The sequence below is a fragment of the Microbacterium sp. genome (genome assembly GCF_031179285.1).
Taxonomy (GTDB): domain Bacteria; phylum Actinomycetota; class Actinomycetes; order Actinomycetales; family Microbacteriaceae; genus Microbacterium.
This window is the reverse complement of the sequence record NZ_JAPSHY010000045.1, coordinates 1-13,823: the sequence shown is the minus strand read 5'-3', so window position 1 is coordinate 13,823 and position 13,823 is coordinate 1. Positions and strand designations below refer to the sequence as shown.

10 protein-coding genes and 1 pseudogene are annotated in these 13,823 nt (G+C 67.1%); 9 read left to right on the top strand and 2 right to left on the bottom strand.

From position 1 onward, the window contains the following. Positions 1 to 230 (bottom strand): annotated as a pseudogene (locus RIN18_RS16590) (hypothetical protein); the annotation flags it as partial. 241 nt (positions 231 to 471) lie between these two features. On the opposite strand from RIN18_RS16590, the gene RIN18_RS16585 reads away from it, so the two are divergent. The 4 genes from RIN18_RS16585 (at position 472) to RIN18_RS16570 (ending at position 6,126) form a co-directional block, all read left to right on the top strand. Then, complete coding sequence (locus RIN18_RS16585) at positions 472 to 1,491, top strand: SIS domain-containing protein (RefSeq protein WP_309105097.1); 1,020 nt, start codon at positions 472 to 474, stop codon at positions 1,489 to 1,491. Positions 1,492 to 1,516: 25 nt separating this feature from the next. Next, positions 1,517 to 2,353, top strand: coding sequence for a PfkB family carbohydrate kinase (locus RIN18_RS16580; RefSeq protein WP_309105096.1), 837 nt, complete (start codon positions 1,517 to 1,519; stop codon positions 2,351 to 2,353). A gap of 66 nt (positions 2,354 to 2,419) precedes the next feature. Further along, positions 2,420 to 4,483: a hydantoinase/oxoprolinase family protein gene (locus RIN18_RS16575; protein WP_309105095.1), complete on the top strand. Its 2,064-nt coding sequence runs from the start codon at positions 2,420 to 2,422 to the stop codon at positions 4,481 to 4,483. After that, positions 4,480 to 6,126 carry a hydantoinase B/oxoprolinase family protein gene (locus RIN18_RS16570; RefSeq protein WP_309105094.1) on the top strand — a complete coding sequence of 549 codons (1,647 nt, stop codon included), beginning with the start codon at positions 4,480 to 4,482 and terminating at the stop codon, positions 6,124 to 6,126. The genes RIN18_RS16575 and RIN18_RS16570 overlap by 4 nt, the downstream gene beginning before the upstream one ends. Here the strand turns inward: RIN18_RS16570 and RIN18_RS16565 are convergent. After that, complete coding sequence (locus RIN18_RS16565) at positions 6,111 to 7,244, bottom strand: LacI family DNA-binding transcriptional regulator (RefSeq protein WP_309105093.1); 1,134 nt, start codon at positions 7,242 to 7,244, stop codon at positions 6,111 to 6,113. The two genes, RIN18_RS16570 and RIN18_RS16565, sit on opposite strands and share 16 nt — an antisense overlap. 283 nt (positions 7,245 to 7,527) lie before the next feature. Between RIN18_RS16565 and RIN18_RS16560 the strand changes: the two genes are divergently transcribed. From RIN18_RS16560 to RIN18_RS16540, 5 genes are all read left to right on the top strand, one after another. Next, on the top strand, positions 7,528 to 9,102 hold the full coding sequence (locus RIN18_RS16560) for an ABC transporter substrate-binding protein (protein WP_309105092.1): 1,575 nt from the start codon (positions 7,528 to 7,530) through the stop codon (positions 9,100 to 9,102). Between the two features lie 64 nt (positions 9,103 to 9,166). Continuing rightward, positions 9,167 to 10,117, top strand: a complete 951-nt coding sequence (locus RIN18_RS16555) for an ABC transporter permease (protein ID WP_309105091.1) — start codon at positions 9,167 to 9,169, stop codon at positions 10,115 to 10,117. Positions 10,118 to 10,119: 2 nt separating this feature from the next. Beyond that, entirely contained in the window at positions 10,120 to 11,025 is a 906-nt protein-coding gene (locus RIN18_RS16550) for an ABC transporter permease (RefSeq protein ID WP_309105090.1), read from the top strand. Next, positions 11,022 to 11,882 (top strand): sugar phosphate isomerase/epimerase family protein, encoded by an 861-nt coding sequence (locus RIN18_RS16545; RefSeq protein WP_309105089.1) that lies wholly within the window; start codon positions 11,022 to 11,024, stop codon positions 11,880 to 11,882. The genes RIN18_RS16550 and RIN18_RS16545 overlap by 4 nt, the downstream gene beginning before the upstream one ends. After that, the gene (locus tag RIN18_RS16540) at positions 11,875 to 13,512 is read left to right on the top strand and encodes a dipeptide ABC transporter ATP-binding protein (protein WP_309105088.1); all 1,638 of its coding nucleotides are present in this window, start codon (positions 11,875 to 11,877) and stop codon (positions 13,510 to 13,512) included. The genes RIN18_RS16545 and RIN18_RS16540 overlap by 8 nt, the downstream gene beginning before the upstream one ends. Positions 13,513 to 13,823: the final 311 nt, after the last annotated feature.

Below are 13,823 nucleotides of genomic sequence, written 5' to 3'. Positions count from 1 at the left end.
GCGGGAGTGCGCACCAGCCGGTTCCACTGCGCGAGCGGGTGGAACACCGTGCCGAAGGCTGAGGCGACCTCGGCCCACGGGACGGTCTCGTCCGACCCCGACCACGCCGGGTGGAACACCCGGACATACGCGTCGAACCCGCGCGGGACGACGGAGTGCATCGTCGCCGTGTCGGCGTCGAGCCTTTCGCGCAGCCATGCGCCCGGACTCGGGTCGGCGATCCACTCCATGCGACCAACGGTACCCGGCGCCCGCAGTCACACCCTCCGGTCCCCGCATGCGCTGCAGATTCCGGGATCTGCGCCATCGATCGATGCAGCAGATTCCGATGACTGCCGCGGGCGTGTCAACGGATCCCAGTCCGGAGGAGCAAAACGCAGTTGACTCTTGACACCGTTCCCAATGTCGGTCAAGGTTGTTGTGTTGGGATCGTTCCCAACCACCGACTTTCCGAGCGAAGGCAAGACAACGATGAATGATCTGATTCCCGTCCCCGACGACTTCGAAGCCTGTGTGCAGCACGCGGTCTCTCAGGACCACAAGGCGCGCGAGATCGCGACCCGTGCGCTCGAACGCGGCGTGGAGCGGGTGTACCTCGTCGGGTGCGGAGGGTCGCACTTCGGCACCTATCCAGCATTCGACCTCCTTGACCGTTACGCATCAGGCATCGCGACCCAGCGGATCACGAGCGCCGAACTCACGTCCCGCAACCCGGTCGGGCTTGACGAGCGCGCCCTGGTCATCGCCGCATCGCACTCGGGTAACACTCCGGAGACGGCCGCAGCCGCGGAGTTCGCCAAGGACAAGGGGGCACTCGTTGCGTCGATCTCCCGTGAGGGCGAGAACGGGCTTTCGTGTGTCGGCGATGTGCACCTCGACTATCCGGAGACCATCACGATCACCGAGCCGAAGCTCGTGCATAACGCCCAGCTTGCCGCGGCGCTGCTCGAGCACTTCGGTGCGCCCGAAAAGGCAACTGAACTCCGCGCCGGTATCCCTGCCCTACCGGGTGCGCTGCGGGCCGTGAAGGATGAGGTGGCGGATGTCGGCGAGCGCATCGCCGAACTCCTCGCCGACGCTCCGCTGAGCTATATTGTCGGCGGTGGGCCGGCGTACGGCATGGCCAAGATGATGGCATGGTGCTACTTCCAGGAGATGAGCTGGATGAACTCCGCCGCCATCAACGCCGGAGACTTCTTCCATGGGCCACTCGAGATGGTGGTGGACGACGCCACGGTGATCACGCTCGTCGCCGAGGATGCCAGTCGACCGCTCGGAGAGCGCGTGATCAACTTCACCGAGCGGTTCACGCCGAACTCCGCGGCCGTCGATACCGCCTCATTCTCGCTCCCCGGCATCCCGGTCGAGGCTCGCCCGGACCTCAGCGTCATCGCGCTGATGAGCGCGGAGCGCCGGGTCCTGGATCACGTCGCTGCCCGCCGGGGCCACGACACCTCCCAGCGCCGGTACATGTACAAGGTCGCGTACTGAGATCCTCCGCGAGAAGGACTGGATCATGAAGCTCCTCGGCGCAGGCGACAACGTCTCCGATCGATATCTGCATCTGTCGATGCAGTTCCCCGGCGGAAACGCCGTCAACGTCGCTGTGTTCGCGGCCCGCATGGGCGTACACGCAGGGTACCTCGGTGTGGTCGGTAATGATGACGTTGGCCGTCATCTCCTGTCGGCGCTGGCCGCCGAGCACGTCGACGTCACCCACGTGCGCGTGGGCAGCGGCCCGAACGCAACGGCGGATGTGGAACTCCGCGATAACGACCGCGTATTCCTGCGCTCGGACCGGACGACCGCACTGTTCGACCTCAACGACGAACAGCTCGAACTAATGCGCCGTTACGACGTCGTGCACTCGGGATACGCGGGCACGCTACTGGCACGGGTGCCGGAGATCGCCGAGCGAACCAAGGTTTCCTTCGACTTCGGCGCCCGATTCGACTTCGACCAGCTCGCATCGTCCCTCCATCATCTACATCTTGCCTCCTTCTCCGGAGGACACCTTGTCGAACGGGAGGCTGAGGATCTGGTGCGTGCTGCTCGGGACGCTGGCGCCGAACATGTGCTGGTCACCCGCGGTGAGGCGGGCGCCTTTGTCGGAGCTGGTGACCGCGTCTACCACCAACCGGCAGACTTGGTGAGCCCCGTCGACACGCTCGGTGCCGGTGACGCGTTCATCGCCGGGCTGCTCGTGGGCCTGGGGACCGGGCGCAGCATGCCGGCGACCCTCGCCGCCGCAAGTGCTCACGCGGCCCAGGTCTGCCAGGTGTACGGGGCGTTCGGCCGCGGCATGCCGTTCGATCCGGCATCCGTGGTCGAGCCGAAGACAGCACCCGCCTGACCTCAGCGGCGGACGATCGAGAACCAAGTATCCAGCGAAGAGAACTAGAAGGAGAGCGGGAACGTCATGAGCCTGCGAATCGGCGTCGACACCGGAGGGACGTTCACCGACGTCTGCGCGTTCGACGAGGAGACCGCGCGGATCCACGTGCGGAAGGTTTCGAGTACACCCGACGACCCCGGTCGCGCGATCGTCCGCGGTGTCACGGAGATCCTGGACCAGATCGGCAGCCGGCAAATCGGTGAGGTTGCGTACTTCGCGCACGGCACGACGGTGGGCACGAATGCGCTGCTGACCGGGCGGGGTGCGAGGACGGGCCTGATCACGACCCGGGGCTTCCGCGATCTGCTGGAGCTGGGCCGCGGCCGCCGCCCCTCGATGTACGACCCGCAGGCGGATAAGCCCGAGCCGCACGTCTCGAGGCACCTGCGGAAGGAGGTCACGGAACGGGTGCGTCATACCGGCGCAGTGGAGACCCCGCTCGATGAGGACGATGTGCGTCGTGCCGTCCGCGAACTGCGCGATGCCGGCGTCGAGTCCATCGCCGTCTGCTTCCTCTACAGCTATCTCGACTCCTCGCATGAGCGGCGGGTTGCCGAGATTATCGCGGAGGAGTACCCCGGCGTCTACGTCTCACTCTCCTCGGATGTTCTGCCGGAGTTCCGGGAGTACGAGCGGCTCTCAACCGTCGTGACCAACTCGTACGTCGGTCCGGTGGTGGCGAACTACCTGTCCCGCCTCCGCTCCGTGCTGGCCGACCGGGGTCTGCACCCCGTCCCCCATGTGACGCAGAGCAATGGCGGCGTCATCCCGTTCCACACGGCCGAGGCTATGCCGGTGCGGCTGGTCCTTTCGGGGCCGAGCACCGGCGTCGTCGGCGCGGCGCAGATCTGCGCCGCCGCGGGATTCCCGGACATCATCACGTTCGACATGGGCGGGACCTCGTCCGACATCTCGCTCGTGCAGGGCGGCCGCCCGAAGGTCACGGCCGGCATGGAACTCGACGGTCGGCCGGTACGGTCGCCAATGCTCGACATTCACACCGTCGGCGCCGGCGGCGGGTCGCTGGCGTGGATCGACAGCGGGAACCACCTCCGCGTCGGTCCGCAGAGCGCGGGCGCCTTCCCGGGCCCGGCGTGCTACGGCAACGGCGACGAGGCGGCGGTGACCGACGCGAATGTCGTCCTGCGCATGCTGAACCCCGAGTACCTGCTGAACGGCCAGATGAAGATCGACCGGGAGGCATCGGTCGCGGCGATGCGCCGGCTCGCGGACCCGCTAGGTCTCAGCGTCGAGGAGACGGCCCTCGGTATCCTGCGTGTGGTCACCGCCAACATGGCGCGCGCGATCCGCGTGGTGTCCGTGCAGCGCGGATACGACCCGCGCGACTACGCCCTCGTCCCCTTCGGCGGCGCTGGCCCGCTGCACGCCTCGCGTCTGGCGCGGGAGCTCGGGATGCGCCGCATGGTGGTCCCGGAGATCCCGGGCGCGCAGTCGGCCCTTGGTCTGCTCATGACCGACGTCAAGACCGACTTCATGCGCACGCGGATCGCACCGGTGCACGACGCCGGCGCAGCGGCGATCGACGCCGTGTTCGCCGAGCTGGACGCGGCCGCCGCCGCATGGTTCGTCGAGGAGGGGGTCGGCAGCGAGGGGCGTGCGACCGTGCGTCGCATGGACCTGCGGTATCGCGGCCAGAACTTCGAGCTGGCCGTCGAGATTCCCGAGAATCACCTGTTCACGCGCGACGGCGTGGCGCGGCTCGTCGAACTGTTCCACGAGGCGCACGAGCGGGTCTACGGCTACCGGTCCGAGGACGCTGAGGTGGAAGTGGTCACGTTCCGGCTCGAAGCCAGCGGTGCGGCGCCGCGCTTCGACGTGCAGGAGTCGCCAGCGAGCGCATCGGACCCCCAGAAGGCACGGATGGACACCCGGCTCGCGTGCTTCGACCCGACGGACGGATACGTCGAGACTCCCGTGTACGACCGGCAACTGCTCACACCCGGGGACGTGATCCTCGGGCCGGCCGTCATCGAACAGATGGACACGACGACGGTGCTCCTTCCCGGCGACGAGTGCCGGGTGGATTCCTATCGCAACCTGATCATCGAAAGCGGAGACGAGGCATGAGTACTGCAACGGAGCGGACCGGACTGGATCCCGTCCTGGTCGAGGTCGTCGGATCGGCGTTCTCGACGATCGTGGAGGAGATGAGCGAGACGTTGGTGAAGGCCGCGTACTCGCCGAACATCAAGGAGCGGCGCGACTGCACTGCGAGCCTCTTCGATGCCGAGGGGCAGGCGATTGCACAGGACGAGGGCGGCTCGCCGCTCCACCTCGGGTCGCTGATGGGAATCGTCGCCTCCCTGCGACAGCGATTCTCGCCGGAGCAGATCCAGCCGGGTGACGTGTTCATCGGCAACGACCCGTACACGGGCGGGGGATCGCATCTTCCAGACATCGTCCTCGCCGCGCCGATCTTCGTGGACGGGGAACTGGCCGCGTGGGCCGCCACCCTGGCACATCATGCCGATTTCGGCGACCGCGGACACGCGCACATCTTCCAGGAGGCAATCCGCATTCCGCCGGTGCATCTCGTCACGGCGGGCGCGCGGCAGGACGAGCTACTCCAGCTGATCCTGCTGAACTGCCAGGTTCCGGAGGAGCGCATCGCGGATCTGCGGGCTCAGGAAGCGGCCCTCCGCGTCGCAGTGACCAGGTACACGGAACTGTGCGCACGCTACGGCCGCGAGACGGTGCAGGCGATTGGTGCCGAGCTCCTCGACTACACCGAACGCCGCACCCGCGCCGCCATCGCGGAGTTCCCGGACGGGGCTTACGAGTTCAGCGACCGCTTCGACTGCCCCGAACTTGACGACGAACTGACCCTGCGGGTGCGGATCGTGGTGAGCGGAGATGAGATGCTCTTCGACTTCTCCGGCAACCCACCGCAGGTCCGCGCGAGTGTCAATGTCGTGTGGACTGGGCTCTACGCCGCCGTGTACTACACGATCAAGACGCTCATCGACCCGGACATCGCGCCCAATGCCGGTCTCTACCGTCCGGTCACGATCGAGGCGCCGGAGGGCTCCATCATCAACTGCTCGGCTCCCGCTGCGGTGAACGGCCGCAGCGAGACCTGCCAGCGCATCGTCGACCTCATCCAGGGCGCCCTCGCCCCGGCCGTGCCCGAGCGCGTCACCGGGGCCTCCAACGGCGCCAACACCGGTGTGCACTTCTCCGGGCGAGACGCGGCGAGAGGCCGGGAGTTCGTCTACCTGGAGACCATCGGCGGCGGCAGCGGCGCACGCTTCAACAAAGACGGCCTCGATGGAGTTCAGGTCCATATGACGAACACGTCGAACCTTCCGGTGGAGAGCCTCGAGACCGAGTATCCCCTGATGGTCGAGGCCTACGAGTTCATCGAGGACTCGGGCGGGACCGGCGAGCATCGGGGAGGGATGGGGATCCGGCGGCGGATCCGCGTCGAAGCGCCGGACGTGCACTTCTGGCTCGACACCAGCCGGCAGAAGTCCCAGCCCTGGGGTGTCTTCGGGGGTGGGCCGGGGGCATCCGCCCGATGCGTGCTCAGCGACGACGCCCGCCCCATCGATCACGGCTACACGGTGCTGCAGCCCGGGCAGTGGGCATCCATCGAGACCGCCGGCGCCGGTGGTTACGGGGATCCGGGTCGCCGGGATCAGGAGCGGATCGATGCCGACCTAGAGGACGGGCGCATCACCGAGGACACCGCGCGTCACCATCGATCCTGAACCAGCGGGCGGGCGCGGAACTCCTCCGCGCCCGCCTTCACGCCGGGGTGGGCAGCCACTGCCGACTCGCGCATCAGCAGCGAGGCATTGAGCCGCACGTTCAGCTCCTCAGGCCTGTTCCCCCGAATCGCCGCGATAAGGGCCGTCGCCGCTGCCGCTCCCAGGCGTTGCCGCGGCTGGTCGACGACAGACACCGCAGGTCGGACCAGCGTCGTCCAGTCCTGATCGTCGAAGCCGACGAAGGACAGGTCGTCCGGCAGACGCATGCCCTTCGCGCTAAATGCGCGGTACGCGCCGGATGTCAGCACGGCATCGGTCGCGTGGGCGGCGGTGACATCGTGTTCGCCGTCGAGGAACCCGATCATGGCGCCGGCAGCTGACTCCACGGAGTATCCGGAACGGACCAGGAGTGCGTCCTCGGCATTCAATCCGGCGTCGGCGAGGGCGCGCAGATAGCCGATCGCCCGCTGGGCGGAGGGTCGGAGCAGAGAGAGGTCGGACTCTCGGGCCAGCTGCTGCAACTCGGGGACGGTCCGCGTCGTCTCGGTGATCAGCGCGATTCTCCGGTGGCCGAGCTTGAGAAGTGCTGCGGTCGCCTGTCGACTCGCGTCGGCATGGTCCACGCACACAAGGGGCAGGTGCTCAAGACGAGGCATGCATCGGTCCAGCAGAACCACCGGAAGGCCCTCATCGGCGATGTCGAGAATCGCCGAGGGCTCGTCCTGGAACACGGGTGCTATGACGATGCCGTCGACGCGCTTCTCTGCGAGCAGATCGATCGAGCTCGCTTCGATATCGGGGTCGTTGTCGGTGTTACTGACGAGTACCTCGAATCCCGCGGCCCGTGCGGAGTCCGTGAGCCCGCGCAGAACCGCGGAGAAGAAAGAACTCGCCACATCGGGAACGATGACGCCGATGGTGCGCGTCGACCCGGATTTCATCGCCTTGGCCAGTTGGTTGGGCCGGTAGCCGAGCTTCGCCGCAGCGGCGAGCACCCTTTCCCGAGTTGCAGCGCTCGCCGACCCGTTGCGAGCGAGGACGCGCGCAGCAGCCGACTTCGATACACCCGCTTCACGGGCGACGTCGATGATCGTCACGGAAGCGCTGCGGGAGACCATGAACCTTCTTTCAACCAAGCGGATGCTCGCATCGTATCGAGGTGCGGGGAAGGCGAAGAGGCGAACATTGCGAATACATCAATTCTGCACCTGATCATTGACACCGTTCCCAATCTGCGCGAGAGTGTCTTACAGCATTAACGGGAACGTTCCCAGAATGGTCCCCAGCCCAGGTTGACAACGGCGGAGCAGGTGGCGATGTCGAGGTCAGCTGAACCCGATAACGCGTCCTGAGGCGCACACACGACGGCCGCCATCGGCCGGAAACCAAAGGAGAACCACCATGGTGACCATGTCAGCGGGCAATGGCGCCCTGCGGCGCGCCGCACGGCGCGCGATCGGCATCGTCGCGATTGCGGCGACCGCGACGGCTCTGGCCGCGTGCTCGTCGAGCGGCGGAGGAGGGGAAGACGGCCCCACCACCCTCCGCTTCGGGCTCGACAGCGATGTCCCGAACCTCGTTACCCCTCAGAATCAGGGCAGCGCTTCGATGATCCTCAACGGCGTGCTGCATCGCGGACTCGTGCAGTACGACGCCAAGGGAGAAGTCGCTCCTGCTCTCGCCGAGAGCTGGGATGAGGAGGGCGCACAGACGTTCACCTTCCACCTGCGGGAGGGGCTGACATTCCACGACGGCAGTGAGCTCACCAGCGAGGATGTCAAGGCGACCCTCGAGCACATGAAGAACCCCGACAGCGTGGCGAAGCTGTTCCCGGCCGCGAAGGGGATCCAGTTGGTGGAGACGCCGGACGACACGACGGTGGTCGTCACCCTCGCCAGCCCGGATGCCGCATTCCTCAGCTACATGGCTGACGTGTCCGGAGCCATTCTGCCCTCGGAGGAGGTCGGCTCCGACGGTCCGACCTACGTCGGTGCGGGACCGTACAAGTTCGTCAGCTACGAGAAGGGCAGCGCGTTCGTCGTCGAGAAGTTCGAGGACTTCTACGTCGAGGACGAGCCCCATGTTGACACGATCGAGTTCGAAATCATCCCGGATCAGGCGGCGCGTGACAACGCCCTGCTCAGCGGCAGCGTCGACATGACCTCGTTCGTGGGCTGGAACAGTTATGAGCAGGTGGAGAGCGCCGGCAATCTGGTGCTCGACGCGACCGAGGGTCCATTCATGTACCTGCTCTTCAACACGACGCCGGACTCGCCGTTCTCCGACCCCAAGGTGCGTGAAGCGGTCGCCTGGGCCGTCGACCGCCAGGCCGTGGTGGATGCCGCGCTCGGCGGCGTCGGTGCGCCGCTGTCGGGCATGCCGATCCCTGAGAGCTCACCGTTCTACAACGAAGAGCAGGCGAACCATTACGAACAGGACGTCGACAAGGCCAAGGCGCTGCTGGCCGAGGCCGGTTACCCCGACGGGTTCACCGCGCGAATGCTGTCCTCGTCGCAATACTCGTTCCACCAGGACACCGCGATCTCCGTGCAGAACGACCTCAAGGCCATCGGCATCGAGCTGGAGATGAACCTGCCTGACTGGCCGACCCGACTCGAGGTCGGCGCCGCCGGCGACTACGACATCGCCGTGTACGGTACGGTCGGCGTTACCAATGACCCGGCATTCCTGGACCAGATCCTCACGCCGGCCGGCGCCCAGAACGCGCCCTTCGGATATAACGACCCGAAGGTGAACGAACTGCTCGCCAAGGGCCGGACGGAGAGCGACCTGGAGGCCCGCAAGAAGATCTACGACGAGCTGGGCGCATACGTGCTCGAGACCGCTCCCATCGTCGGGCTTGGCTGGCGTTCCCAGGCATACGGCCTGTCGGATACGCTCGCCGGCTTCACTAACATTTCCGGATTCCTCACGTTCAACTCCGGCTACACCTTGGCCCAGACGCGGTTCGAGTGATCCGCACCGTCCGGGTGCCCCGCCTCGGGCGGCACCCGGACGGCTCTGCAAGAAGGGACGAGCAATGGCGATAATGATCCTTCGCCGGCTGGCCGCCGGCGTGGTCCTCCTCTTCGTCGTGGCGACGGTGGTCTTCCTGGCCATGCAGCTGGTGCCGGGAGACCCCGCCCGGCTCATCCTGACCGGGACGGGCGCAACGCCGACGGAGGACGCGGTCCAGCAGCTGCGCGAGGAGCTCGGGCTGAACCTGCCGCTCTGGCAGCAGTACCTCCACTTCCTCGGCGACATCGTCGGGGGCACTCTCGGCACGTCGGTCCAGGACAGTCAGCCGGTGATCACCCATATCGCACAGCGGCTGCCACGGACTCTGCAGCTCGTGCTCACCGCCACCGCCGTCTCGGTGATCTGCGGCGTCGCCGTCGGCGCCCTGGCGGCCCGACGCGGCGGATTCATCGACCGGGCCACCCTCGTGCTGACCTCATTCGCGGTCGCCGTGCCGTCCTACGTCGCCGCCGTCGTGCTCGTGTACCTCGTCGGGGTACAGCTGAAGTGGTTGCCGTCCGGCGGGTACACCGCACCCGACCGCGACTTCGGCGAGTTCATGCAGTCGCTCACCCTGCCCGTCGTGGCGCTCTCAATCGGCTTCACTGGCATCGTGGCGCGCATGACGCGCTCCTCGGTTCTGGCCGTTTCGAATCAGGAGTGGGTGCGCACTGGGCGCTCCGTCGGCAATCGCGAAGGCACCGTGTTCCGAAAGCACGTGCTGCGCAACTCGCTCTCACCCGTGCTGAGCGTCACCGCGCTGCAGCTCGGCGGCCTCCTCGGGGGCACCGTCATCATCGAGCGCGTCTTCAGCTGGCCCGGGCTGTCGGGCCTTCTGATCGAGGGCGTGACCAGCCGCGACTACCCGATGGTGCAGGGCATCGTGCTGGTCATCGCCGGCATCTTCATCCTCATCAACATCGCGGTCGACATCGCCTACGGGTTCCTCGACCCCCGCGGAAGGACGCAGTGATCATGTCGGCCTTTCTCCGAGAACTCCGCTCGCCCGGCGTGCTGATCGCAGCCGTCTTCCTCGCGGTGCTCGTGCTCCTCGCGGTCTTCGCGCCTCTGATGGCGCCCTACGATCCGGTCGGCCAGAGCCCGGAGCGTCTGGCGTCTCCCAGCGGGGCACACCTGCTCGGCACCGACCAGTTCGGCCGCGACGTGTTCTCCCGTCTGATCCACGGCGCCCGCATCGACCTGCTCGTCTCCTTCGGCGCGGCCGCCCTGGCCGCGGCGCTGGGCGTCACGATCGGCCTGATCGGCGGGAGCAGCCGGGGCATCGTGAACCTGCTCTCGATGCGCTCCATCGAGGTGATCCTCGCTTTCCCCCCGATCGTGTTTGCACTGATGATCGTCACCATGGTGGGGCCCGGGCCGCTGACCCTCATCGTCACCATGGGCATCCTTTTCGCACCTGCCTTCGCTCGCATCGTCTACGGCGAGGTGCTGACGCTGAAGAACCTCGAGTACGTGCAGGCGAGCACCGTGATCGGTACGCCGCGGCCACGGATCCTTTCCCGCGTAATTCTGCCCGGCGTGATGGCCCCTGTGCTGGTGCAGCTGTCACTGACGCTCGCGGCTTCCCTGCTGCTGTCCTCTGGGCTGAGCTTCCTCGGGCTCGGAGTGGTGCCTCCAGCACCCAGCTGGGGCGGCATGATCGCCGAGGGGCAGGCGCTGATGACCCGATCGCCACTGCTGCTCTTCGTCGCCGGCGGGATTGTCGTCGCCACAGTGCTCGCGTTCTCGGTGCTCGCCGACGCGCTGGAGCGGTCGCTCGATCCGCGCCGCCGTCGGTCGCGCCGGGATCGGCCCGTCGCGTTCGCGCGCACGGAACCGATCCAGACCGCCCGGGTGACGATCGGCAGGAAGCTGCGATGAGGTTCGGAGCGCACAGCCAGATGTTCGTACATGACATTGCGGAGAATCCCGCCGAGACCGTGCGCACCGTCGCGGACATCGGCCTGGACGCCATCGAGATCGACGTCCGGCTGCCGGAGGCGTTCCCGGTTGCGGAGGTTCGTCGAGCTCTCGACGAGACCGACATCGACCTCGTGCTCGGGGTTGCGCTCCCGGCCGAACGGAACACGATCAGTGACGATGCCGACGTGCGGCGTGCCGGGGTCGATCACCTCCGCCGCAGCATCCGCCTCGCAGAGACCCTCGGGGCCCGCAAGGTCGGTGGCGGCCTACACTCGGCCAACGGCGTGTTCGCCGGGCGGGGCCGGACGGCACAGGAGTGGGACCGCAGCGTCGACGCACTCCGTGCCGTCGCGCCGGAGGCCCAAGACGCCGGGATTACGCTGACGGTGGAACCGGTGAGCCGCTACTCGGGGTACTTCCTGAATACTGCCGACGACGCGATCGCCCTCGTCGAGGAGGTCGATTCGCCGAACGTCCGCGTGCAGCTGGACACGTGGCACATGAACATCGAGGAGTCGGACACGCCGCGGGCGATCCGCCGGGTCGGACCGCTGCTCGGACACGTCCACGCAGTGGAGAGTAACAGGGGCGTCCCCGGCACCGGTCAGGTGCCGTGGACCGAGGTGCTCCGCGCGCTCCGCGACGTCGGGTACGACGACCTGCTCGTGTACGAGCATTTCCCGGTCGGGTTGCCGGTGATGGCGGCCCGAACCCACACCTGGCGAGACCTCGGCGGATCGCGGGAGGTCTGCATCGAGGGGACTCGTGCGCTCAGGGCCGAGCTGGAGAAGATCGAGGAGAAGTCCAATGTCTGAGCAGGCGCTGCTGACCGTGGAGGACCTTCGGGTCGGCTTCACGAAGGAAGGCGAGACGACCTTCGTGACGCACGGGATCGACTTCGACATCCGTGAGGGGGAGACGCTTGCGCTCGTCGGGGAGTCCGGCTCGGGGAAGTCGGTTTCGGCGATGGCGATCCTCGACCTGCTGCCGAAGGGGGCGGTGCGCCGTGGGAGCATTCGCTTCGGCGATGAGGACCTGATCACGGTGAAGCCAGATCGGCTGCGGCAGCTGCGCGGTGGCGAGATCGGCGTCGTATTCCAGGAGCCGATGACGGCCTTCAACCCCGTCTACACGATCGGGAAGCAGATATCGGACGCCCTGCGTCTGCACGAACCGCTCACACGCTCGCAGGCGATGACGCGCGTTGTGGATCTCCTACGCGAGGTCGGGATCCCCGAGCCCGAGCGGCGCGTCTCGGCGTATCCGCACCAACTCTCGGGCGGCCAGCGCCAGCGGGCGATGATCGCCATGGCGATCTCGGGTTCGCCGCGGATGCTGATTGCTGACGAGCCGACCACGGCCCTCGACGTCACCGTCCAGGCGGAGATCCTGCGACTGCTGCGCTCGCTGCAGAAGTCGCGCGGGATGTCGATCCTGCTCATCACCCACGACATGGGAGTCGTGGCGGAGATGGCCGACCGCGTGGTGGTGATGAAGGAGGGCGAGGTGGTCGAGTCCGCGGACGTGTTCTCGCTCTTCGCATCGCCGAAGGACGACTACACCCGGCGCCTGCTCGATGCCGTGCCTAAGCCGGCGCTGTCGACGGTGGACCGGGAACCGCCGACCGAGGACATCCGGACGCCTGCGGCACTCGTCGTCGAGAACCTGCACATCCGTTATCCGGGCTCGTGGCGGCGCCCTGGTTTCCTTGCCGTCGAGGATGTCAGCTTCGTAGTTCCCGCCGGCAAGGTGGTGGGCCTGGTGGGAGAGTCGGGGTCGGGCAAGTCCACCATCGGCAAGGCCGTCGTCGGCCTGCTTCCGGTCGAATCGGGGCGCATCACGATAGAGGACACCGACGTCACCGAGTTGCAGGGGGCCGGACTGGCGCGCGCGCGGGCCAGGTATGGCATGGTCTTCCAGGACCCGGCGTCTTCGCTGAACCCGCGTGTGACGATCGGCGAGTCCATCGCGGAACCTCTCGTCGTGCATCGCCGGGACCTGGGCGCCGCTGCCCGCCGCCAGCGAGTGCACCAGCTGCTGGAGCAGGTGGAGCTGCCGACCGCGTGGGCATCTCGATTCCCGCACGAGCTGTCCGGAGGGCAGCGCCAGCGCGTCGGAATTGCCCGCGCGATCGCGCTGGAACCGTCGCTGCTCATCGCGGATGAGCCGACATCGGCGCTCGACGTCTCTGTGCAGGCTGCGGTGCTGGACGTGTTCCAGGAGCTTCAGCAACGGCTCGGCTTCTCGTGTCTGTTCATCAGCCACGATCTCGCGGTCGTCGAATTGCTGTCCGAGAGTGTCGTGGTGCTGCAGCAGGGGAAGATCGTCGAACAGGGGTACGCCAGAGCTGTCCTCACCAGTCCGGAGATGCCCTACACGCAACGTCTGGTGGCGGCCGCTCCGGTACCCGATCCCGTCGTGCAGCGCGAGCGGCGGGCCGCCTGAGATTTCGCCGCACGTTGCGAGAGCTCGGCCCCCGTTCGGTGTTCACAACTAAGGAACGATCGGCCCCGCCGGGCTGATTCCGGCCCGAAACCGGCCGTCCCGGCCCGGTTCTCCTGAGTGGTGAACACCTCCCCCGTGTCACCACCCGTTCACCCCGCCGTCCCACGCCGGTAAACACGCCCCGGCACCATGAGCCGGTGCCCCGCCCCCTGGTGACCGTGATCCTTCCGGCGAAGGATGCCGGGGCGTTCATCGGCACCACTCTCGAGACGCTCACGCGCCAGTTCGACGATCCGTCCGCGGTGAAGCTC

Coding starts and splice junctions, on each gene's coding strand:
- RIN18_RS16585 (WP_309105097.1), top strand. CDS start 472: ATGAATGATCTGATTCCCGTCCCCGACGACTTCGAAGCCTGTGTGCAG.
- RIN18_RS16580 (WP_309105096.1), top strand. CDS start 1,517: ATGAAGCTCCTCGGCGCAGGCGACAACGTCTCCGATCGATATCTGCAT.
- RIN18_RS16575 (WP_309105095.1), top strand. CDS start 2,420: ATGAGCCTGCGAATCGGCGTCGACACCGGAGGGACGTTCACCGACGTC.
- RIN18_RS16570 (WP_309105094.1), top strand. CDS start 4,480: ATGAGTACTGCAACGGAGCGGACCGGACTGGATCCCGTCCTGGTCGAG.
- RIN18_RS16565 (WP_309105093.1), bottom strand. CDS start 7,244: ATGGTCTCCCGCAGCGCTTCCGTGACGATCATCGACGTCGCCCGTGAA.
- RIN18_RS16560 (WP_309105092.1), top strand. CDS start 7,528: ATGGTGACCATGTCAGCGGGCAATGGCGCCCTGCGGCGCGCCGCACGG.
- RIN18_RS16555 (WP_309105091.1), top strand. CDS start 9,167: ATGGCGATAATGATCCTTCGCCGGCTGGCCGCCGGCGTGGTCCTCCTC.
- RIN18_RS16550 (WP_309105090.1), top strand. CDS start 10,120: ATGTCGGCCTTTCTCCGAGAACTCCGCTCGCCCGGCGTGCTGATCGCA.
- RIN18_RS16545 (WP_309105089.1), top strand. CDS start 11,022: ATGAGGTTCGGAGCGCACAGCCAGATGTTCGTACATGACATTGCGGAG.
- RIN18_RS16540 (WP_309105088.1), top strand. CDS start 11,875: ATGTCTGAGCAGGCGCTGCTGACCGTGGAGGACCTTCGGGTCGGCTTC.